General features: G+C 52.3%; 18 protein-coding genes. 11 read left to right on the top strand and 7 right to left on the bottom strand.

What is annotated here, in order from left to right; genetic code table 11:
* The first annotated feature begins 581 nt into the window (after window positions 1–581).
* From METH11B_RS28060 to METH11B_RS0121935, 4 genes are all read left to right on the top strand, one after another.
* Window positions 582–4103, top strand: coding sequence for a PAS domain S-box protein (locus tag METH11B_RS28060; protein ID WP_026603881.1), 3522 nt, complete (start codon window positions 582–584; stop codon window positions 4101–4103).
* Window positions 4100–4708 carry a response regulator transcription factor gene (locus METH11B_RS0121950; protein WP_026603880.1) on the top strand — a complete coding sequence of 203 codons (609 nt, stop codon included), beginning with the start codon at window positions 4100–4102 and terminating at the stop codon, window positions 4706–4708. Before METH11B_RS28060 ends, METH11B_RS0121950 begins: the two co-directional genes overlap by 4 nt.
* Window positions 4709–4810: 102 nt before the next feature.
* On the top strand, window positions 4811–5119 hold the full coding sequence (locus METH11B_RS29290) for a hypothetical protein (protein WP_155931178.1): 309 nt from the start codon (window positions 4811–4813) through the stop codon (window positions 5117–5119).
* Between the two features lie 471 nt (window positions 5120–5590).
* Window positions 5591–5902 carry a hypothetical protein gene (locus METH11B_RS0121935; RefSeq protein WP_026603878.1) on the top strand — a complete coding sequence of 104 codons (312 nt, stop codon included), beginning with the start codon at window positions 5591–5593 and terminating at the stop codon, window positions 5900–5902.
* Between the two features lie 16 nt (window positions 5903–5918).
* Here the strand turns inward: METH11B_RS0121935 and METH11B_RS0121930 are convergent, their stop codons facing one another.
* On the bottom strand, window positions 5919–6740 hold the full coding sequence (locus tag METH11B_RS0121930; RefSeq protein WP_026603877.1) for a thermonuclease family protein: 822 nt from the start codon (window positions 6738–6740) through the stop codon (window positions 5919–5921).
* A 14-nt stretch (window positions 6741–6754) separates the two neighbouring features.
* On the opposite strand from METH11B_RS0121930, the gene METH11B_RS0121925 reads away from it, so the two are divergent.
* The 3 genes from METH11B_RS0121925 (at window position 6755) to METH11B_RS0121915 (ending at window position 13025) form a co-directional block, all read left to right on the top strand.
* A complete protein-coding gene (locus METH11B_RS0121925; protein ID WP_026603876.1) occupies window positions 6755–7300 on the top strand; it encodes a DUF1415 domain-containing protein in 546 nt (181 codons plus the stop codon).
* A gap of 495 nt (window positions 7301–7795) precedes the next feature.
* Complete coding sequence (locus tag METH11B_RS27255; protein ID WP_026603875.1) at window positions 7796–11869, top strand: hybrid sensor histidine kinase/response regulator; 4074 nt, start codon at window positions 7796–7798, stop codon at window positions 11867–11869.
* Entirely contained in the window at window positions 11862–13025 is a 1164-nt protein-coding gene (locus METH11B_RS0121915; protein WP_026603874.1) for a response regulator, read from the top strand. The genes METH11B_RS27255 and METH11B_RS0121915 overlap by 8 nt, the downstream gene beginning before the upstream one ends.
* Window positions 13026–13527: 502 nt before the next feature.
* Here METH11B_RS0121915 and METH11B_RS0121905 read toward each other — a convergent pair.
* Window positions 13528–14229, bottom strand: coding sequence for a TPR end-of-group domain-containing protein (locus tag METH11B_RS0121905; protein ID WP_020485250.1), 702 nt, complete (start codon window positions 14227–14229; stop codon window positions 13528–13530).
* An 83-nt stretch (window positions 14230–14312) separates the two neighbouring features.
* Here METH11B_RS0121905 and METH11B_RS0121900 point away from each other — a divergent pair, with 83 nt between their 5' ends.
* The gene (locus METH11B_RS0121900; protein ID WP_020485249.1) at window positions 14313–14639 is read left to right on the top strand and encodes a DUF2288 domain-containing protein; all 327 of its coding nucleotides are present in this window, start codon (window positions 14313–14315) and stop codon (window positions 14637–14639) included.
* On the opposite strand, the gene METH11B_RS0121895 is transcribed toward METH11B_RS0121900, so the two are convergent.
* Window positions 14581–15240, bottom strand: a complete 660-nt coding sequence (locus tag METH11B_RS0121895) for an HvfX family Cu-binding RiPP maturation protein (RefSeq protein ID WP_231499653.1) — start codon at window positions 15238–15240, stop codon at window positions 14581–14583. The genes METH11B_RS0121900 and METH11B_RS0121895 overlap by 59 nt on opposite strands.
* A 42-nt stretch (window positions 15241–15282) precedes the next feature.
* Here METH11B_RS0121895 and METH11B_RS0121890 point away from each other — a divergent pair, with 42 nt between their 5' ends.
* Window positions 15283–15627 (top strand): cupin domain-containing protein, encoded by a 345-nt coding sequence (locus METH11B_RS0121890; protein WP_026603872.1) that lies wholly within the window; start codon window positions 15283–15285, stop codon window positions 15625–15627.
* A 59-nt stretch (window positions 15628–15686) separates the two neighbouring features.
* Here the strand turns inward: METH11B_RS0121890 and METH11B_RS0121885 are convergent, their stop codons facing one another.
* Window positions 15687–16973 carry a DEAD/DEAH box helicase gene (locus METH11B_RS0121885; RefSeq protein ID WP_026603871.1) on the bottom strand — a complete coding sequence of 429 codons (1287 nt, stop codon included), beginning with the start codon at window positions 16971–16973 and terminating at the stop codon, window positions 15687–15689.
* A gap of 151 nt (window positions 16974–17124) precedes the next feature.
* Here METH11B_RS0121885 and METH11B_RS0121880 point away from each other — a divergent pair, with 151 nt between their 5' ends.
* The gene (locus METH11B_RS0121880; protein ID WP_026603870.1) at window positions 17125–17487 is read left to right on the top strand and encodes a PilZ domain-containing protein; all 363 of its coding nucleotides are present in this window, start codon (window positions 17125–17127) and stop codon (window positions 17485–17487) included.
* A 54-nt stretch (window positions 17488–17541) separates the two neighbouring features.
* Here the strand turns inward: METH11B_RS0121880 and rapA are convergent, their stop codons facing one another.
* Window positions 17542–20304, bottom strand: a complete 2763-nt coding sequence (gene rapA, locus METH11B_RS0121875) for an RNA polymerase-associated protein RapA (protein WP_026603869.1) — start codon at window positions 20302–20304, stop codon at window positions 17542–17544.
* A 198-nt stretch (window positions 20305–20502) separates the two neighbouring features.
* On the opposite strand from rapA, the gene METH11B_RS0121870 reads away from it, so the two are divergent.
* On the top strand, window positions 20503–20940 hold the full coding sequence (locus METH11B_RS0121870) for an NUDIX domain-containing protein (RefSeq protein ID WP_026603868.1): 438 nt from the start codon (window positions 20503–20505) through the stop codon (window positions 20938–20940).
* A gap of 44 nt (window positions 20941–20984) precedes the next feature.
* Here METH11B_RS0121870 and dapB read toward each other — a convergent pair whose 3' ends face one another.
* Window positions 20985–21791, bottom strand: a complete 807-nt coding sequence (dapB, locus tag METH11B_RS0121865; RefSeq protein WP_026603867.1) for a 4-hydroxy-tetrahydrodipicolinate reductase — start codon at window positions 21789–21791, stop codon at window positions 20985–20987.
* Between the two features lie 3 nt (window positions 21792–21794).
* Window positions 21795–22934, bottom strand: coding sequence for a molecular chaperone DnaJ (dnaJ, locus tag METH11B_RS0121860; protein WP_026603866.1), 1140 nt, complete (start codon window positions 22932–22934; stop codon window positions 21795–21797).
* Window positions 22935–22954: the final 20 nt, after the last annotated feature.

The following is a 22954-nucleotide window of genomic DNA, read 5'->3' as shown; positions in this document are numbered from 1 at the left end:
GCATCAGGTATTCATATTGCTGAAACGGGAAATCCATACCAACATGGCGCGTTTTAACACAGCGGCTATCCGGTAAAAATACGTACTGCTACTTAGGCGGAAATCTGATTATTCACCTTGCCCGCAGATTCCCTATACTCGCCAAGCTGTAAACACTGCGGAGCGAATTCGCTGAAAGTTGCAAATGGGCAAAAGCGACCGAGCATTGAAGATAAGTTTGACAGGGTCAATTTTTCGCCAGCATACTTCTGCGCGAACTGGGGCAAGAAGCCAAGTCCAGGCATAGATCATCACAAACTAAGGCTGGCTATTTCGGCTATGGCCGGATAAAAACCCGGTTGCTAACGCCCTCTGTTGCCGAAACAGGGCTTACCGGCTAACCACCCGCACAATACTGCTTGAGTGACACCCATCGAAGATAAGCCCGAAGCGGTCTCAATGCTGTCCCAACTGGAAAATGACTCATGACTGACGAGCGTTACAAGTCTGCAAACACTGCAAGTCCTTTTCGACCAGAAGTGGAGAACAGACACCCAAACTCAAAAAAAACCTCCTGTTCCCAGGATGCTCCAGAGACAATCTTGCAAGAACTGCAAGTGCGTCAGATTGAATTAGAGACCCAAAATCAATCGCTGCTTCAGGCCCAACATACACTTCAGCAGTCGCGAGACCGCTTCCAGCATCTTTACGATTTCGCCCCGCTCGCCTACCTCACACTCAGCCCGGACCATATAATATCCGCCATAAACTTTACAGCCACCACGTTGCTGGCTGTTGAGTGCCAAAACGTAATTGGCCGTGATTTTTCAAGCTTGATTGCCGATCAGAGCCGCGATTTTTGGCAAAGGCGTTTATTGCAGATTCAGCAAAGCAGCGAAAATCAATCTTGCGAATTGCACATGCTGCGTGGCGACAACACTGCATTTCCTGCCAGACTCGACTGCCTAATGGTCACCGATCCCGCCGACCAGCCGGAACTGCGCATTACCCTCACCGACCTCACTCGACAAACACAAGCAGAATCATCGGTGCAGGCGCAAAGCCCGACGCTGTGCGCGGCGCTTATACAATCGGCGCGGGATGCAATCGTCTGCATCGACGCAAAATACCGTATCGTATTATTCAATCCCGCAGCCGGTAACCTGTTCGGCTGCCGCGCGGATCAAGCCATTGGCGACGCTATCGAACACTTTATTCCGGCTGGTTTTCCGGCCATTTATTCAGCGCCGAAATCGGGAGACGCTAGCGATCATCAGGCGAACGAACTTCGCACAGTGACCGGCGTGCGCGCTAGCGGCGAAGAATTTCCGATGGAAGCCGTCATTTCCGAGATAGACACTGGCGGGCAAACCTTGTATTCCCTCATTCTGCGCGATGCGGACGGGCGCAGCCTCCTGCAAGCCGGACGTCATTTGCAGGATCAACTGTCCAAAGTGGCGGCTTCCGTACCCGGCGTTATTTGTTCGTTCCGTTTGGCTGCGGATGGTTCAGCCAGCATGCCTTATGCCAGTCAGGCGCTTGAATCCCTGTACGGACTGGCTCCCGAAGCGGTGGCCGAGGACTTTAGTCCGGTATTTGCCAGAGTTCATCCCGACGACATCAAACTTATCAACGAAACCATCAGCGAATCGGCGCGCAGCCTTGAACCTTGGCGCGACACCTTCCGCTACCAACATCCCAGTAAAGGCGAAATCTGGATAGAAGGGCATTCCATGCCGATGCGGGAACAGGGCGGCAGCATTTTATGGCATGGCTATCTTCAAGATATTACCGCGCGAAAACAGGCTGAATCGGTATACCGCGATCAGGATAGGGAACTGCAACTGATCATGGATGCCACGCCGGCGCTGATCGCCTATTTGGATGTCGATTTTCGCTATGTGCGCGTGAATGCGACTTACGAACGCTGGTTCGGCATCTCTCCGGAACAGGTTATCGGCCGCACCGTGCCGGATATTTTGGGTGTCGCGGCGTGGGACATCGTCCGCCCGTATCTGGAACGGGCATTAGCAGGCGAGCAGGTGAGCTTTGATCAACAAATTCCCTATGGCAACGGCAAACCCCGCTGGGTGCATGCGACCTATATTCCTAATGCTGATGAAACAGGACGGCGGAAAGGTATTGTGGTGCATGTGATCGACATCGAAGAGCGCAAACAGTCCGAGCAGAAAATTGCCCTATTGAACCAACGCTTGCAGCGCCGCGTGGAGGAAATGCAGGTTATTTACAACACGGTACCCATTGGACTCGCCATCGCCGGCGACAAAAGCGGGCAACATATCCGCGGAAATCGGGCTAATGAGCAAATGTTAGGCTTACCCCCTACCTCGGAACTATCGCTGTCCAGCGGGAACCCGCCGGCCATCACGGTATTACAAAACGGCTATCCGTTGGCCGTCGAGGATCTGCCGATCCAGCGTGCTTGCCGGGGAGAAGTGGTGACCGACGAGACTCTGGATATAGTCCGCCCGGACGGCAAAGTCATTACCGTGGTGTCTAATGCATCGCCATTGCTGGACGATAAGGGTCAACCGCGCGGGGCCGTTGGGGCATTTTTGGACATTACTCCGCTCAAAGTAGCTGATGACGCCCTGCGCCGCAGCGAGGCTTTCGTACGCTGTATTCTGAATTCGCTGCCCGCGCATGTGGCAGTGCTGGATGATAGCGGCTTGGTGACTACAGTCAACGCGCCTTGGGATTGCTTTGCTATGGAGAACGGCGGTTCGTCCAGTCAATTGTCGGAAGGCGCCAATTACCTTGAGGTTTGCCGTCGTTCGTCGGCGGCAGGCGACCGGGACGCGCAGAAGGCTTTGACCGGTCTTGAAAGCCTGATAGCGGGGCATCAGTCGGAATTTATGATGGAATATCCGTGTCGGACCGCGCTTGGCGAGCTATGGTTTATGATGCATGCCAAACGTATTACCCAAGGTTTCCAGGGCATGATTATTACCCATGTAGACATTACCGAACTGAAGCGCACCCACGCGGAATTGCGGCATACCGAGACCCGTCTGGCGCTGATCATCGACGAAGTGAACGCCGGTTATTGGGACTGGGACTTAGTGTCGCAAACCTTATTTCTCTCGCCGGAATGGAAACGGCAAATCGGTTTTGACGACCATGAGATGCTGAACCGCTGGGAAGAATGGGAATCTCGATTGCATCCGGATGATCGGGCATGGGTCTTGGCAAGCACCGAAGACTATCTCGCCGGCCATCAGTCGGCTTACGAACTGGAATTCCGCTTGCGGCACAAGAATGGCTCGTATCGCTGGATCCATGCGCGCGGCAGCTTATTGCACGACAAAAATAACCGGCCTTATCGACTGCTGGGCATCAATTTCGACATCACCGACTACAAATTGACCCGGGAATTGAGCGAACGCCGAAATCGGATGGAACAGTCATTTCGGGTATCGCTGGCGACACAGACGATAGCGGCGATTGCTCACGAACTTAACCAACCCCTGGCCGCCATTTCCTCGTATGCCGATGTGGCGTTGCGCCTATACCAATCAGAAAAACCGGATGCGCAAAAACTCAAGCACGTGTTGGAAGCCTGCGTGCAACAAGCTCAGCGTGCCGGCGAAGTCATACGGCAGCTATTCAGCCATTTGAATAAAACCGAGACCGTCGGCGAACGGGTCGATATTAACTTTTTAGTGACAGAAGCCTGCGCATTTGTAAAAAACGACAGAACCTTAGACACGTTTAACATAGAACTGGACCTTGCTGTCGATTTACCGCAGACGACGGTCAATGCACTGCAAATTCAAAAGGTGCTGGTCAATCTGATCAGCAATGGTCTGGAAGCGATGCAGGAACACGGCAAGCTGTCCGAGGTATTGCGCGTAACCACCGGCCGATACGCCGATGATCCTGACATGGCAATAGTTTGTGTTTGTGACAGCGGTAAAGGCTTGGCGGATGCCATTGCCCTGAAAACCCTGTTTCAACCTTTTTACTCGACTAAACCCGCGGGCCTGGGAATGGGCTTGGCCATCAGCCGTGCCTTGATTCAAGCCCATGGCGGCAATATGTGGGCGGAGCGGAATGTCGGCGACGGTCTGAGTCTGTTCTTTACCTTACCGTTTGCAAAATGAATACTCAGCCCTGCGTATTCGTGGTGGACGACGATGATGCGGTCCGCGATAGTCTGGGTTTGGTATTTGAAACCGCGGGCCTCGCGTATCAAACATTTGCCAGCGCCGAATGCTTTCTGGAACGCTATTGCCCGGACCAGCCCGGCTGTCTGGTGCTGGACGTCAACATGCCGGGACTGGATGGTCACGAGCTGCAAGCCGAACTGATCCGCCGCCAGATCCACCTCCCCATTATTTTCCTGACCGCCTATGGCGACATACCGATGACAGTGCGCGCGATGAAGGCGGGAGCTGTTGATTTTCTCACCAAGCCGGTCAGTACCGATCTGTTGCTCGACAGGGTACAGGCAGCGCTACAGATTGAAATCATCACTCACGCAGAGACCATGAAAGGACAAGCGCTGTGTAATCGGCTAAGCGGTCTGACTTCACGTGAACTGGAGATTATGGGGATGGTGGTGGCCGGTCTAACCAACAAAGAAATAGCCCGGCGCTTGGGCATTAGTCACCGTACGGTTGAAATCCACCGCGCCAAAGTGATGGAGAAAACCGGCGCGACGAATCTGCTGGAACTCGCCCGGATCTATGAGGCCTGCCGACTGTGAGTGCATCGATCCCGTTAGTCAGGCCCTTCACTATCCTTGTTTCCACGCCGGCGGAGCCCAATAACTATCGATGGCCCCAAATGCACGCTATTAATAGACCTGATGAATATTACTAATTTAACAAAGCCTGTTTTTTGGCTTAACGTATGCCAACGTCAAGTAAAACCCCATATACAAGACTCGTTAGCAATACCAAATCCGAAAATAGGTGTAACGATGACAAGAGAAAAACTTACTACTGCTCAAAAAAACCTGCTGAATAAATGCCCCAAGGAGTGGGCTGTCGTGCCGGTTGGGTCCACTAATAAAACATTGATTGCGCTGATGAAAAAAGGCTTGGTTGATTCGCGGCTATTAATTAATACATTGTTCCCGGAGCTCTCCAGATGCGAATGGCGCATAGCTCCATAGCCGCCAAAACAGCAAAGGCTTTGCCATAAAAAAGTTGGTGCAGGCCTACCTTATTCGGTGGAATAAGGCATAGCCAACAATTTCTCCCGGGTTTCCATCAGCAATGTCAAAGCCGTTTTGCAGGTTAGGCATCGGTGTAGTGGCCTTTCGTCGGACCAACAACTTATTACAAAACAAAAAACCGCAGTGCAATAGCAGCCGGATTTTTAGCTCGACACCCAAATTGTTGACTATGGACGATCAACTGCTGCGTTTACCGGGAACTTTGTCCAGTAATATGACATCGGAGAATTAAGTTTGATTGAGCATTTTGGCGAGTGCATTTAAAATCCCGACCTAAATACTCAGATTTTCTTGGGAAGTTTATTATTTTGGTCGAATGTTATTTAGGAACTATTTTTTCAACATCAATTCGCCGGTTGTCCTCTACAGCATTCGTGTATGCGGCGGCATAGGTCAGTGGTAGCCACTATGATGACTAGCGATGATTCGGCGCGCCGCCGAGGGGCGCGCCGTCAGCAAGAACGCCGGACTAATCCGTTCGCCTTCAACTCAGCGGAGTGGATCGCTTTCGTTCAGCAACAATATGTGCTGTGGCCAAAACAAGACCGACGGGTATTAGATCGCCGGCGCGCCGAGCGCCGCGAGATTGATCGTCGCGCCGGACTGCGCGACGCGGAGCGGGAAATCCCGTTTCAACGCACCCGCTGGTTTTCGGCTGAGCATATCCTCAACGACGAAGAAAAGCTGATGATTCAGGCTTTATTTGCGGAAGAAGACTAGCCTGACACGGGCCGCATCAGCGCAGCACGATGTCCGCCGGATGCCTGACCTGCAAGGCAAAACGCTGTTTCGAGCGTCTCACCCAGCCCCTCACTTCCACGTCTTTGCCTACATAGGTTTCCAGCGGCGGAAACAACCCCGCCGATATTGGCTCCACGCTAATGGACACCGTATCGGAGAATTGCAGATAACTGTGTTTGGCGGTCTTTTTGACCCCGCGGATACGTCCGGTCACGCGCTTCCAGCCCTGATAATTATTTTCATCGAGCAGCTCCGCAGCCAGCGGCGCATAGGCCTGTTCACCCCAAATCCCCAGCCTGGCTTGCTCGGCACTGCGTTGAGCCGCAAGCAAGGTGTCGAGATATTTGAAGTTCGGCGGGTAAATATTCACCGTCGCCAAACCGCGTTTCACCAGCTCCAGATTGATATGCTCCTTGTCTTCGGTAAACACGTAGGCCAAGGTGCGCTGATATTTGTCCTGTTTTTCCACATCGCCTTGCAGGAATACCTTCCGCTGCTCCAACTTTTGCTTCAACCAGGCCTTAGCCTGCTCGCCGCCGGCTTCGGCTGACTTGTTACGACCGGCAACCTCCGGCGTATTGATCCCTAAAAAACGGACTTTCCGACCGTCGCTTAGTAAGATAGTATCGCCATCGAACACCTTTTCTACCCGGTAATACGCGACGCCTGGATCGATGCTTACAACTTTGGCGTTTTCATTGCCATGATCAGCATAATGGCGGCGACCTTGCTGATCGGTCCATTGATAGACTTCGGCGTTCAGTAAAGCCGGCAATAACGCCAACAGCCAAAGACAGTGTTTAGTGCTTTTCATCATTTTTTTCGATCACCATGACTAACCAACAGATTATCGCCGCCACTCAGGCTTGGCTAAAAACTTTTGTTATTGAATACAATATTTGCCCGTTTGCCCGCCGCGAGCAGGAAAAAGACAGTATTCGCTATCAAGTCGTGTCGAGCAACAGCATCGAGGATAGCCTGGAAGCGGTAATTGCCGAGTGCGTGCATCTCGATTCCGAACCCGACACCGAAACCACCTTGTTGATATTTAGCGAGGCGTTTGCCGACTTTGAGGATTTCCTGGATTTACTGGCTATCGCCGAGCAATTGCTGATCGATCAAGGTTACGAAGGCATCTACCAATTGGCTAGTTTTCACCCGGACTATTGCTTTGCGCAAACGCCGACAAACGACCCCAGCAATTACACCAACCGCTCCCCTTACCCCATGCTGCATCTGATTCGCGAGGACAGTATCGAAAAAGCTGTCGCTAGTCATCCCGACCCGGAGGGGATTCCCGAGCGCAATATAGCGCTTACCCGCGAATTGGGCCTGGAAAAATTGCGGGCGATTGTAAATGCCTGCTACCAACAGTAGCGGAAACATTTGCCCGTATGCGTTCGGTTTTCTCGTTTCAAAATTAGCAGCGTTCTAATAGCACGGCGGCGTCGCAAAATAAGCCTGTCGAATTGTTCTTACGGCGGGATTGGATAAGACCGTTCACTATGGAATTCGTCTCGCGCCAGTTTATGCGCGGCCATCTCATCACGGCTCAACTTGATTCCTTTGGGTATTGATAGCCATCCAATTCGCAGAGACCGGAAGCCCCTTACCCCAGCTGGACGAAGCCGGCAAATCAGCAAGCACTTCATGCCTCACCGAGGCTGAGCTTGCCTAAATATCGGCAATTGACTGTTGCAAGGGCCTGTTACAAGACCATGCGGCCCGAATTCATGACTAAAAAACCTCCTTGAAAATCAGGACCGTTCAATGAATAAACCTACCCACTAGCCTATGCCGATTACGCGGCCATTTCGCCGGCTTTTTAGCAATTGCCGGATTTAGATGATAATTTATAGCCGGGAGTGACACATGAAACAACGTTTTCCAAGAATATCCGCTTTTGGTTTGGCAATCGCCGCGGGCTTGGTCGGTATCTTGGGATTTGCGGCGCTGATGGGTTTGAGTCTGCAGCAAGAGCGCGATAGCCACGTAGAACATGCGCGTATCGAGACGGCAAATATCGCTCTGGTTCTAGAGGGGCATGCACTGGCCACGATACAAAAAATCGATCTGATTCTGAAAGATCTTCAGGGGCATATTCGACCCGACGACATGCGCAGCAGCCAGTTCGATAACGCCGTTGAAAACCATGCTATGCGAGCCTTGCTGAAGGAAAAGGCCAAGGATATTCAGCAAGCGGCGGTGATCGAGATCGGCGGAATCCAGATATTCAATGCCAACGGCGATTGTATCTACAGCTCCATCGACGCTCAGCCGGCCATCAAAGTCACCGACAAAGAAAGCTTTCAAATTCATAGGGATCATCGCCAGATTGGCTTACACATTTCCCCGCCGGAAATATCCCGTACCTTGGACATCTGGCATATATCCCTAACCCGGCGCATCGATTTTCCCGACGGCGGCTTTGCCGGGTACGTTAACGTCATTGTGCAATTGAGTTCGTTCGAAAGTTTTTACGCGACGCTGAACCTTGGCGAGCACGGCGCGGTTTTACTCCGCGACGAACAGATGCGGCTTTGGGCTCGCCATCCGCACCTGGAAGCCAATCTAGGCAAAGCCATGCCTAACCACCCCCTGAACCAATACGTTGCCAAGGGTATGGCCCACGGTTCCTACTTACAGGCCAGCCCGGCCGATGGCGTCAAACGCCTCTATAGTTTTCGGCGGGTCGGCGATTATCCCTTGTACGTGTTGGCCGCCATCGCCGAACAGGATTATCTGGCCGAGTGGCGAAAACATTTGGTTTGGTACGGCACGGCCGGACTCGTCATCTTGATCGCTTCGTTAGTGTTGGCCTTGGTTGCGCGACACAGCCGCTTGAAATGGCAGAACAACGAAAGGAATTACCGCTACATCATCGAGAATGCACCGGTCGGCATTTTTCAGAGAAATTTTGAAGGTCAGTTTAGCTTTCTGAATCTCACTTTGGCACGCCAATTGGAATGCAACTCCGTCGATACCTTTCTGCAACGTTATGTTCCGGCCGAGAAGTTGTGGGCCGATCTCAATCAATTGAAGTCCTTTTATCAGTTACTGCAGACAGATAAAGAGGTACGCGACTTTGAAGCGCAAGCGGTGCTCATAACCGGGCAAACCAAATGGTTCTCGATGTCCGCCTACCTGGATGAAGAAAGCGGACAGATCAACGGTTTTACACTCGACATTACCGAACGCAAGCAAGTCGAAGAACAGCTCAAAACATCGGAAGAGCGTCTGCGTATGACGATGGATGTGGCACAAATCGGCGTTTTCGATTGGGATGTCAAAAAAGACAGTTTCGAGGTGTCACCGATTTATTTCACGATGCTAGGCTACCAGGCGAAACCCGGTCCGGGTGATCGTAACGAATGGCTGGAGCGGCTCCATCCGGACGACCGGGCCGACATCGCCGAAAAAATTGGTGCCGTACTGTCGAAACGGGCCAATGCCTACAGTTACGAAGCCAGGATGCGCCATGCCAATGGCACCTATCGCTGGATAAGTGTTAAAGCGTTCTGCGTGCAGCGAGGCGAAGACGACATGGTCACCCGCATCCTGGGCATACGCATGGACATCACCGACCGCAAACGCTACGAAGTCGAATTGGAGCACTACAAAAATCATCTCGAACACTTGGTAAATGAGCGCACGACGGCGTTGTTGGACGCCAGAAAACAAGCCGACAATGCCAACCTGGCCAAATCCGATTTCTTGGCGAACATGAGCCACGAAATACGTACCCCGATGAACGCCATCATCGGCCTGACGCAACTGGCGCTGGATACCGAGCTGAACCAGAAGCAACGCGATTACCTCGGCAAGGTATTGAATTCGTCGCGAGCCTTGCTGGGTATTCTCAATGACATTCTCGATTACTCGAAAATCGAAGCCGGGCGCATAGACATCGAGGCCATCGAATTCAACTTGGAAGAAATACTACGGGCGACGGCAGACTTGTTCTCCATACGTGCCGATGAAAAAGGCCTCGAGCTGTTCATCGATATGGCGTTAGATGTGCCCGATCAGCTGCTGGGCGACCCGCTCCGCCTCAGCCAGATCATTAACAACCTGGTCGGCAATGCCATTAAATTCACGCAACATGGCGAAGTCCACCTTCGCGTCGAGGCACAGGAAAGGACGGACGATGCCATACGCCTGCGTTTTGCGGTGAGAGATACCGGCATCGGCATCACGGCCGAACAAGCCGGTCAGCTGTTTCAGCCTTTCGCGCAGGCCGACGCCAGTATCACCCGCAAATTCGGCGGCACCGGCTTGGGGCTGACGATCTCGAAACGCCTGGTGGAATTGATGGCGGGAGAAATCACCCTGGAGAGCGAACCCGAATCCGGCAGTACCTTTGCCTTTACGGTTCGACTAGGCCTGCCGGCCGGCATTTCGTCAAGCGAGCAGACACCGGGCCGGCGTTTGCAGGATTTACACCCCATGCGTACCCTGGTAGTCGACGATCAGGAAACCTCGCTGACGATACTGCGCTCGATTTTGGAAGCTTGGCAGTTCGAGGTGGCGACGGCCCGGTCGGGCGAAACAGGTTTGCGCTTGTTCGCCGAAGCGGCGCGATGTGGCAAACCCTTCGAGCTGTTGTTATTGGATTGGAAAATGCCCGGCATGAACGGTCTGGAGCTGGCCGAGACCATAGCCGATAGCGAGCATAACAGCCGGCCGCCAATATCCATCATGATCACGGCTTATGAGCACGAGGCACTGGCCAAGTCCGCCGGCAACATTCGGGTGGATGCGATCATCGCCAAGCCGGTCACTCCCTCCAACCTGCTTAACACCCTGGTTCAACTGCAACGAAACGAAACCAGCCAGCCTGTTCCCGTCGCCGAAGTTTTCAACGCCACCCGAACCACGCTAGCAGCCATCCGTAGCGCTCGGATCTTGCTGGTTGAGGATAATAAACTCAATCAACAGGTGGCACAGGAATTTCTCATTAAAGGCGGTTTGGAGGTCACGACTGCCAACAATGGCCTGGAGGCCTTGGATTGGCTGGAGAAATCCAATTTCGATGCGGTGTTGATGGACCTGCATATGCCGGTGCTGGACGGCCTGGAGGCCGCCCGCAGGATTCGCCAATCGGCGGCGTTAAAGGAATTGCCCATCATCGCGATGACCGCGGCGGCGATGAATCAGGATAAAGAGGCCTGCTTAGCGGCCGGCATGAATGACCACATCGCCAAGCCTGTTGAACCGGAAGAACTTGCCAATGCGTTGGCGAGGTGGATCAAACCCAAATCCGCTGCGGCGCAACAGGAAAAAGCTGTCAAGATTTGCCCGGATACCGAGGCAATTGCCAAACTCGAGAGCAATCTGCCAGGCGTGGCGGTGCAAGCGGCTTTGGCCCGACTGGGAGGCAACATCGCCCTTTACCGGCGCCTATTGCTCGCGTTTGCCGAACAGCATCGGAACGCTGCAACGCTATTGCGCCAACGACTTGCTGATGACAATTCGGAGCAACTGTTTTTCGTTGCTCACAGCCTGAAAGGCGAGGCCGGCAATTTAGGTTTCGGCGCGCTTCAATCCTCGGCCGACCGACTGTGCCGGATGCTCAAAAACGGTGAGGAGAGGAATTTGATGGCGCAAACGGAAGTACTTGCACAGGAATGCGAGGCTGCAATACTTCTACTAAGTCAGTCATTAGAAAATGCTGACGATAGACTGCTTGTCTCATCTATCAATTCAAAAGAACTGTTTAAAAATACCAACCTGATTCCCGAACTAAAGAAATTGCTTCTCCAGTTGAAAGCTAAGAATCTGGATGCCCGATATTCGGTCACCGATCTCGTCCGCAAGATAGGCGATCACGAACTAGCCTTGGAATTTGCGGAAATTGCGCAAGCGACACAAGAATTGCGCTACGATGCAGCGTTGATCGCATTAGAGAAACTCTTAGAACGAAATAGCTGGACAGACCATGAATAGCCAAGATAAACGACCAAAAATATTGATCGTAGACGACTCCTTAAATAATATCGAGGTGTTGAGCAACATCCTGGGCAAGGGATACAGCACGAGCTTTGCCAGCGATGGCGCCGAGGCTTTGGCGCTGATCGGCCGCGACGCGCCGGACCTGATATTGCTGGATGTCATGATGCCGGGTATCGACGGCTTCGAGGTTTGTAAGCGCCTTAAAGCCGACCCCGCGACTCGCGATATTCCGGTGATTTTTCTGACCAGCTTGGATAGCGCCGTGGACGAGGAGTGTGGCCTTTCGCTGGGCGCCGAGGATTTTATTCACAAACCGGCTTCCGCGCCGGTGGTGTTGGCCCGGGTCCATAATCATCTGGTCCTGGCCACCACCAGACGTGAGCTTAAACAGCACAACGAAAACCTTGAGCAATTAGTGGCCGAGCGCACGGAAGAGTTGTTCCGCAAAGATCGGCAGCTGATCGCCGCGCAAAGCTCCATCATCGCCGCTTTTTGTGCGTTGGCAGAGGTCAGGGACAACGAGACCGGCAACCATATACGCCGTACCCAACGATACGTGCAGCTGTTGGCCGAACGGTTGAGCTCTAATGCGCGCTATAGTCTCTCCGATGGAGCCATCGAACTGTTGTTTAAATCCGCACCTCTGCACGACATCGGCAAGGTTGCCATTCCCGATGCGATACTGCTTAAGCCGGGAAAGTTATCGCCGGATGAGTGGAAGATTATGAAAACGCACTGCGAGGAGGGAAGGTCTGCCATCTTGTCGGCGGCACGGGATTTTGGCGACAGCGACTGGTCATTTTTGAATTACGCGGTGGAGATTGCTTATTGTCACCATGAAAGATGGGATGGCGCCGGTTATCCACAAGGGCTTTCGGGAGAGCAAATACCGCTGAGCGCCCGTTTGATGGCAATCGCTGACGTCTACGACGCTCTGATAAGCAAACGCGTTTATAAAGAAGCGTATCCCCACGAAGAAGCTGTGCGACTGATCGCTAAAGGCCGGGGAACTCACTTTGATCCGGATATCACCGATGCCTTTTTGGCTATCGCCGAGGCATTCGATGAAACTGCTCAGCGCTACAAGGATGTCGGCGACGCCAAGCCTGCTATCGAAACCGAAGCGCATTCACTATCGGCTAAATCCTGAAAGACCTAACAAAGTTTATCTTGCCGGCACCACGAACGACCTGAACGATCTGGCCGGATTAATTCCGGCGCTCAAGTTTTTAGAACGGTTTCCAAGACTGGATCAAACAGGTTGTTCCGCATTCACGCGGCAACAATGCGAGCTATCAACTGGTCTTTGCGATACTGTTGATCTCGGTGGGCGGGATAGGCGGCGCCAAAGCGATGACCAAAGTACGCGCCGCATGGTCGTTTGGGGTTTCGACCAAGATGCGCGAGCGGGTTTCAATTGCCGGTGGAAACCGCTATCGGCCGCTTGTTTAATGTATCGATTTCAATCGACCGGCATCGGCGCCGATGACGCCTTTAACTTTCTATTCAATTAGTGCTTTTCACCCCTCGTCCGCGGAAAAAAAGGGTTGGCTATATTGAAAACCGCGCAGATAGATAGCCTGACTCATGCAGACCTAAAACCCCGCTAAGCCGGGCCCCGCAGGGTATTAAAGTTTGAATGGCCAAATAATTTAAGAGTAGTAATCAAAGTCCTCTTTCTTCTCTATCTTGAAGCCCGGCTCCACATTGATTTCAATGTCCTTGAGTTTGGTTTTTTCCGGTGCCGGCGTGGCACGGACCTCCTCCATAAACTCCTTGAACCATTGGGCATTGATCACGCCAGCCATATCTTCGTCTTGCAATATATTTTGTTCGTCGGGCAAACTGCCAAAGTCCCTGGCGGTTTGCAACGCAGCCAAGCAGGCATCGTTATCGCCGCGCAACGCATAAACGCAGGCCAGATTGTAAGCCGCGCTGCCTTTTTGAATAGCACAGGCCTTTTCGAAAAAATCTTCCGCCAACTCGTATAGATCGGGTTTGGCTGCTTCCGAGCTAATGCGAGCCAATTCCATAAATGCTACGCCGCCGTCTATCGCCGCCCCTAAATAGTTAGGCGAAATCAGCAAGCAAAAAGAAAACTTGGAAATGGCGTCTTCGTAAATTTCGATAGCGGCTTTCGGCTCCTGAGTCCGGGCCTCGTGCAATAAACCAAAACCCCAGTGATACAGCGCTTCGGAAACAATCAAATGGTCGGCGATGACATTAGCAAAGCCTTGATACGCACCCTTGTATAATTGCTCGGCTTTGCTGCCTTCGCTTTTACGGGCCTGGGCAACTTGCTTGATCGCCGCATCCAGGGTGGAACGCTTTTTAAATGAACTCAATAGCGACATCGATGAATCCTCACTTCTGTTTTATAAATCGGGTTACGATAAAATAGCTGGGCATACTACAACATCCCAACCGGAAAATGTTAATGAACGAGTCACTCCCCGATCTGGAAAAAGCCAAGGTGAATTTGGAAACCTCGTCCATTCCCTGGGCCGAGTTGCAACGATTTTTCGCAGCCGGACTAGCAATCTCGGTCGCAGAGGAGCTAGATCTGGTCGAAGTGGCTTACCAGTTTTCGCGCGACAATAAAACTCAGGTCGCACAATGGCTGGATGCCGGCCTAATCGGTCATGTTTCGGATCGACAGGCCGGCGAATGGATCAGCGCCAACAGCTCGGTTTGGGCTGTTGTCGTCAGGCCCTGGGTGCTAGTTCAGGCAAGTATTTGCGCGCCAGCCAATAATCCACACTGACAAACCTGCCGCCGCCCAGGAAAAACAGCGCCAGCAGCATGATGAAATAGGTGGCGGCAAACTCAATCCCGTTATTCAGTACGACCAAGGGCCCGTTTTCGGTCAGCCATTGATAGTCGCCCTGCGCCTGTAAAATTTCCTTGGCGCGCTCCAAGCGTTCTATCGCGCCTATCGTGCGTTCGGTGGCAAAAATACCGCTACCGGCCGCAATGGCCAGCCAACCGTTTTGAATATGGGCACTGATGGCGGCCACCACCATGATCACCATCAACGGAACGGTAATCGGTCGAGTAGCAAAGCCGAACAATAAAAACAAGGCGCCGACAATTTCAAATAGCGCCACCAAAAATACCAACACATAAGGCGCCGGCAAACCCAAGCCCCATTCGACATTACCGAACCATTCGGCCGTGTCGGAAAAATTGGCGAATTTTTTGGTGCCCGCCATCCAAAACACCGGCGCCAAATAAAGCCGCAGAAACAGCGGCGCCAAAAAATCCACACATTTAGCAGTATCGCAAATGCGTTTGGACAGCTGCATAATCCCCGGTAGTTTATCGATGGCCACCGCCATTAACGAAGCAAAAGACGTATTATTCATTTTCATTCCCCTCCCCCAATTTTTTATTATGTACCCGCTTTTATGAATATCAGCAGTTCGTGCATTTTTACAGACATTCCAGCTCAGTTGCCAATAGAATTATGCCAAACCTTGTTTAGCAAGCCTACTATTCGCATCGAGCGCATCGTTTCCAAGGGTCATTGCAGTGCCGAAAACGAGTGGTACGATCAAAATCAGGACGAGTGGGTGATATTGTTACAAGGGGCAGCCAGGCTGACATTTGCCCAATCTGCACCTGTGGACCTGAAGCCGGGCGACTACCTGCTGATTCCGGCGCATTGTCGGCACCGGGTGGAATGGACCAACCCGGACATTGAGTCGGTATGGCTGGCAATTCATATTTTTGAGGTGCCGGCCGCGGAATAAACCAGCATTCGGCATGAGGAAGTGTCGTGCCCATGGCCGGACACGACGAGTCAAACTGATTAGCGGGGCTTGGCTGTTTGCTGACGCGGTTTACGTGAATTAGGTGCGCGTTTGCCAGGTTCCCCTCCTGGCCGACCATTTTGCGGTCTTCTGGCCGGTTTGTTCGGTTGAGCCGTTTGCGGTTTTGGCTTGCTATTGGTTACTACCAATGACACATTGGGATAGCCCGTATCATCAACTCGCGGAATCTGCCTTTTCAACAGCTTTTCGATGGCAGCCAACAAATAGGCCTCTTCAGGGTCGACCAGGGAAATTGCCTGACCTTCGGCGCCAGCGCGGCCGGTGCGACCAATACGATGCACATAATCTTCCGCTACTTGCGGCAAATCGAAGTTCACCACATGGGGCAATTGATCGATATCCAAACCGCGAGCGGCGATGTCGGTCGCAATTAATGCGGTAATCGAACCGTTTTTAAACTCTTCCAGTGCCCGTACCCGTGCACCCTGACTTTTGTCGCCGTGCAAGGCCGCGCAACGGATTCCGTCTTTGATCAACTGTTTGGCTAAACGATCCGCGCCATGTTTGGTGCGGACAAACACTAACACCTGCTGCCAATGACCATTGCCTATCAGGTAGGACAGTAATTCGCGCTTGTATTCGCGGTTAATGCCATAAACCAACTGCGAGACGGTATCTGCGGCAGCATTACGTTTTGCGACAGCGATTTCAACTGGATCGGTGAGGATTTGTTCGGCCAGTGCGCTGATTTCCGGGGCATAGGTCGCCGAGAACAGCAGGTTCTGACGTTTACTGGGCAACAAGGCGATGATTCGACGAATATCGCGGATAAAGCCCATGTCCAGCATCCGGTCGGCTTCGTCGAGTACAAAATGTTCAACCTTGGATAAATCCATATGCTGTTGGTGAATCAAGTCCAATAAACGACCGGGCGTGGCAACGACAATATCGGTGCCACGCTGGATCTTCTGAATTTGCGGATTGATACTGACGCCGCCGTATATCGCCTCGGCAAAAAACGGTAAATGCTTGCCGTAGGTTCTGACGCTTTCATAAACCTGCATCGCCAATTCGCGGGTCGGCGTTAAGATCAATACCCGAACCGGACGCGGCTTTTGCGGAACCGGTTGTTCTTGTAACAGTTGAAGCAGAGGCAAGGTAAATCCGGCGGTTTTGCCGGTGCCGGTTTGCGCGCCGGCCAGCACATCGCGGCCTTGTAAAATGACCGGAATGGCCTGCGCCTGTATCGGCGTCGGGGTTTCATAGCCTTGCTCGGCAACCGCCTTAAGTAGTTGCTCGGACAAACCCAATTCTGAAAATAACATGCAAAAACCTTATGTTTTGCCCGTAATTAACGGGTGTGTGAATAGAAAAGATATGGCATGATGAACACACCTAAAGTAGAAAAAATTAACTTTGCACCTACAATAAATCCTCGATAGCGTAAGCGCGATTCTTCAGCAGGGGTCAAAACAAATGAGTTTCGAAAAACGAATTCACCGTAGAGTAAAACCTAGAGGTCTACAGGCAGGCATTATTTTCAATTCCAGAACAGCCCGGGAAGTTTCGCTAAATGCGGAAATTCTGGACATCAGCTACAGCGGCATCCGAGTTAAACTCCAAGATCCGATTAGCGCGGATATTGCCGGCAAGGTTAAGATCACCATGGTATTACCGGAATCCGGAACGCCGTTCAGTGTCCACGGCATTCTGAAGCATCAACATGTCGATTCAGAGTGCGGCTTGCACTATGTCGACCATGTCGAAGGCTCAATCGACGACCTGATGTTTGAGTGCATCGAAATTGACGATACCACCGTGCTGATCAAAACCGTTTAAACACCTTGTCTGCGAAAAATAGGCCGCACACACTCTAAAGCTCTGCCTGCAAGCCTAGCTGGTAATAACAAAACGCACCGCGTCCAGCCGCAACTGGGTTTCCTGTATGCTTTCGTGCGAAAGCATGGTCATTTCCTTGAGTTGCTCTATTTCCTGCTCCTTGATACCGGGATTGATCTTTTTCAGCCGCACCAAACGTTTGATTTCACCGGTTAAGGTCGCAATCATCAGATTACTGCTTTCCGCTATCAATTTCTGCATTTGCCCGCCCGCCAACTGTTCCGCGACTTTGATCATGTCTTGAATATGCTGACGCTGGCTATTCAAAAACTGACTGATTTGCGCCTTATCGAAACTATCGCCGGTCTCGACCAGGCTATCGTGGCTAATGACAAGCGTTAGATCTTTTTTATGCTGATCGACTAAAACGCGTAACGGCGTATGCGGTAAAAACCGGCCGATTTGTAACTCGGCGGGCGCACTGCATTCTGCAACAAACAATAGCTCCAGCAGAAATTGGCCGGCTTTGAGTTGCGGATGTTTGACCACGCTCACTGCGGCATTGCCGGTCTCGCTGGACAACACCAAATCCATGGCTGACAACACCATCGGATGCTCGGCGGTGAGAAATTGCATGTCTTCCCTGGCCAACGCGATGTCACGATTGACGGTTACCGTCAAACCGTCGTCTTGCAACATCGGGAAATGGGCGATGCGCAGATTTTCGCTGGGCCACAGGATATGGCAATCGCGCGAATGATCTTCAACATCGACACCATAACAATCGAACATCGCTTCCATAAACGGCCATAAACTACCGTCGTGTTCGCCGGCCGTGATCTCGTCCACCAGACGCGCGGCTTCTTGCGGGCGGCAAGAATTTAGCTCCAACAGCAAATCGCGGCCTTTATGCAATTCCTCTTCAACCTGACTGTTCAAAGCCTTCGTGTTGGCGATTAAGGCATCCACTGCCGCCGCATCGCGGCTAAGCAACGCGTTATCGCGGGTTTCGCCAAGCAATTTCAGAACTTGCGCGGCACCCGAACAGTTATGCCGGAATGCGTCCAGGCCCTCGTCGTACCAGCGAAACAATACGTGCTGAGCACTATCGAGCAAATAAGGGATATGAATTTGAATGACATGCTTCTGGCCTATCCTATCCAGACGACCGATGCGTTGTTGCAACAAATCCGGATTTTCCGGCAGATCGAACAAAAACAGATGGCGCACGAATTGAAAATTGCGGCCTTCGCTACCGATCTCCGAACAAATCAATACTTGCGCCCGGCTCTCTTCGTCTGCAAAAAACGCCGCAGCCCGATCCCGCTCGACGATACTCATACCTTCATGAAACACCGCTGCGGTATGGCCGACATGCTGCCGTAATAATTGCTCCAGCTGGATTGCGGTTTCCGCGCGTTTGCAGATTAACAGGGCTTTTTCGTCGCCCAGGGCTTTCAACTGCCCAACCAGCCAATGCAGATAAGGGCTGTTGGCTAAATCCGCCGTGTCTTCACCTTGCAGCGGATAAGCATGGCGTTGCCGATCCGGAAAGCCCTGCACGGTTTGCCGAGAGTTTCTGAACAAAATCCGTCCGGTGCCATGATGATCGAGCAACAACTTGATCAATTCTTCCCGAGCATTGGCTTGGCTGTCGTTAACCTGTTGCAGCAGTTTGTCGACATTGTCCTGTCTTAATAAGTTTTTCAATTGCTCCTGCTGTTCGGCATCCAGCGCTGCGCCGGAAATCAGCAAATTGGCCAGTCTGGCTACCGGTTCAAACTGGCTTTCTTCGCGCAAGAACTGCTCAAACCGATAAAAACGGTCAGGATCGAGCAAGCGCAAACGCGCAAAATGGCTTTCCTTACCCAATTGCTCAGGGGTCGCGGTCAACAGAATCAGACCGGGAGACGCCAAGGCTAAATGCTCGACGAATAAGTAGTCGGCGCTAGGTGCGTCTTCGCTCCACTCCAGATGATGCGCTTCGTCGACCACCACCAAATCCCAGCCGGCATCCAAGGCTTGTTGCTGGCGATGCGGAGAATCGGCAAAAAAACGCTGGCTGCACAGCACCAACTGCTCGCTGAGAAACGGGTTCTCGTCGGGGCTGGCAAAGCAGCGACTTTCGTCGAAAATGCTGAAGCGCAGATTGAAGCGGCGCAGCATCTCCACCAACCATTGATGCAACAGGCTTTCCGGCACCAAAATCAACACACGTTTGCTTAAACCGTTGATCAAGCGATGTTGAATGATCAAACCTGCTTCTATGGTTTTCCCCAGACCCACTTCATCGGCAAGCATGATGCGCGGCAAGGCGCGGCTGGCGGCTTGATGGGCAATGTATAGCTGGTGCGGAATCAGCGAAGCCCGCGCGCCCTGTAGACCTTTGGTAGCCGCTTGCTGATGCTGTTGCTGACGCCGCCAGGTTTCATAGCGCAATAAGAACCAGGCCGTCGGGTCGAATTGGCCGGTAAATAACCGGTCTTGCGGTTTGTTAAATTGAATATGATGGTTAAGCTCCATCTCGTCGATTTGCTGCAACTGACCGTCTTCATCAACACCTATGTAGGTCAACAAACCATTGTGCTGCTGCACCTGCTGCACGCTAATCTTCGCGTAATCCGCCGATTCGATCACATCGCCTTCGTTGAACTGCACCCGGGTCAAAGGCGCGTTATCTCTGGCGTAAACCCGCCTGTCGCCGGTCGCTAAAAACAATACGGTGACACGGTTAAATTCAGCATCCATCACCATACCTAAACCCAATTCGGATTCGGTATTACTAATCCAGCGTTGGCCGGGAATAAACTCATTCATGTTTTACTTCTTGGAAATTTAATTCGACTTTAAAAGCGCCGCGTAAAGCAGCCGGGATGATATGAAAAGCGGATTAATTCATGATTAATTTGTCGAGGAAAAAGAATCGAGAATTTCAGCAACTCTTGAAAACATGGTTAAATTTAGCAGAACACTCATATTTTCTATGCGCTAAAACTCATCATTATCAGGAACAACATGGCAAAGCCGATCACACCCTTGTTAGCCGCCGATATTTTGATCGAATTGATCGATCATCCACAGCGCCCCTTCGTGTTGATAGAGCGGAAATACCCACCCTACGGCTGGGCGGTACCTGGCGGCTTTGTCGATGTCGGCGAAACGCTTGAGCACGCGGCAATCCGCGAAGCCAAGGAAGAAACCAGCCTGGATGTGGAACTAACCGTATTGCTGGGTCTTTACTCCAATCCGCAACGCGACCCGCGCAATCACACTGTCACCGCCGTCTACCTGGCGCAAGCCCATGGCACGCCAATGGCTGCGGACGATGCGAAAAACTACGGACTGTTCAATTTTGACAATCTGCCAAGCCTGCTGGCTTTCGATCATGCTCAGGTTATTGCGGATTACCGGCATTATAAACTGACTGGCGAGGTAACGCCTCTACGAATATAAGACTTGGCTGATTCACGGGTCTTTAGGCTGGGTTTGAGCGCTGATTAGCCTTTCAAACCTAGCACATCCTGCATATCGAACAGGCCGCTTTGTTTGTCCGCCAGCCAGGTTGCGGCTCGCACCGCACCGTTGGCGAAGGTCATACGGCTGGTGGCTTTATGGGTGATTTCCACCCGTTCGCCTTCGTCGGCAAACATTACGGTGTGCTCGCCGACTATATCGCCGGCCCGAATGGTGGAAAAGCCGATGGTTTTACGGTCGCGGGCACCGGTATCGCCTTCGCGGCCATAGATCGCACAGTCTTTCAAATCGCGTCCCAACGCAGCGGCGACCACTTCGCCCATCCGCAACGCAGTACCGGACGGCGCATCGACTTTGTGGCGATGGTGGGCTTCTATGACTTCGATGTCGGTATAGCCGCCCATCACCTTGGCAGTCATTTCCAACAACTTTAAGGACAGATTGACGCCAACACTAAAGTTAGGCGCGATGACTATCGCCACATCCTTGGCCGCTTCGGCAATTGCGGCTTTCTGCGCATCGCTGTAACCGGTGGTACCGATCACTATTTTCTTGCCAGCTTGCCGGCAGATGTCGATGTACTTGATCGACGCCTCGGGCCGGGTAAAGTCGATCAATACGTCAAACTTGTCAGTCAGCGCGGCCAGATCATCAGTGACTTGAATGCCTGCCGCCGCCACACCGGCCAGTTCACCGGCGTCTTTGCCAATCGCCAAACTATTCGGGCGAGACACCGCCACCGTCAACTCGGCGTTTTCGGTCGCCATCGCCGCTTTTAGCAAACATAAACCCATACGCCCGGAAGCGCCAACTACCGCGATCCGCACCATGGTTTATCCCGTTAATTTATCGAAGAAGTTTTTAACGCCATCCATCCAGCTATGCTCTTGCGGGCTGTGATGTTTACCGCCGCCGGTCAAAGATTCGCCCAGCTTCTCGATCATGGCTTTCTGCTCTTTAGTTAGATGAACCGGGGTTTCCAGTTGCACCTTACATAACAAATCGCCGACCAAGCCGCCTCGGACCGGCTTGACGCCTTTACCACGTAGGCGGAACATCCGACCAGTCTGAGTTTCCGGCGGAATTTTCAGCATTACCTTGCCATCCAAAGTGGGAACTTCCAATTCGCCACCTAAACAAGCGGTCGTAAAACTAATCGGCACTTCGCAATACAAATTGGCACCATCGCGGGTAAAGATCGGGTGATCCTTGACCTGCACTTGTACATACAAATCCCCAGCTGGGCCACCGTTCGCACCGGCTTCGCCCTCTCCGGCCAAGCGGATTCTGTCACCGGTATCGACACCGGGCGGTACTTTGACATTTAGAGTCTTGGTTTCCTGCACTCGGCCTTGGCCGTAACATTTCGGGCAAGGGTCTTTAATTTGCTTACCGGTACCCCGACAAGTCGGACAGGTTTGTTGCACCGAGAAGAAGCCTTGCTGCATCCTGACCTGACCATGGCCGTGACAGGTATTACACGTCACCGGACTGCTACCTTTTTTCGCACCACTACCGTTACACTCAGCACAAGCCACCAATACAGGCACCTTGACAGTCGCTTCGGTACCGCCGACGGCTTCTTCCAGAGTCAGTTCCAGGTTGTAACGCAAATCGGCGCCACGTTGCACACTGCTGCGCTGCTGCCGACCGCCGCCAAAAATATCCCCGAATACATCGCCGAAAATATCGCTGAAATTCTCCGCCCCGCTAAAGCCGCCACGACCGCCACCCATCGATGAATCGACGCCGGCATGACCGAATTGATCATAGGCCGCGCGTTTTTTAGGGTCGGACAGCACCTCGTAAGCTTCCTTGACCAGCTTGAATTTCTTCTCGGCTTCCTCTGGATTATCGTTATTTCTGTCGGGATGAAATTTCATCGCCATCTTGCGATAGCTCTTTTTGATCTCGGCTTCGCTCGCGTTGCGATCCAGTTCCAGCAGTTTGTAAAAGTCTTCTTTTGCGGCCATTTATTTTTCTTGAGTATCTA

Origin of the sequence: Methylomonas sp. 11b, assembly GCF_000515215.1 — a bacterium.
In the GTDB taxonomy this organism is placed as follows: domain Bacteria; phylum Pseudomonadota; class Gammaproteobacteria; order Methylococcales; family Methylomonadaceae; genus Methylomonas.
Note: the sequence above shows the minus strand (reverse complement) of the source record. Positions and strands in the feature narration are given on the sequence as shown.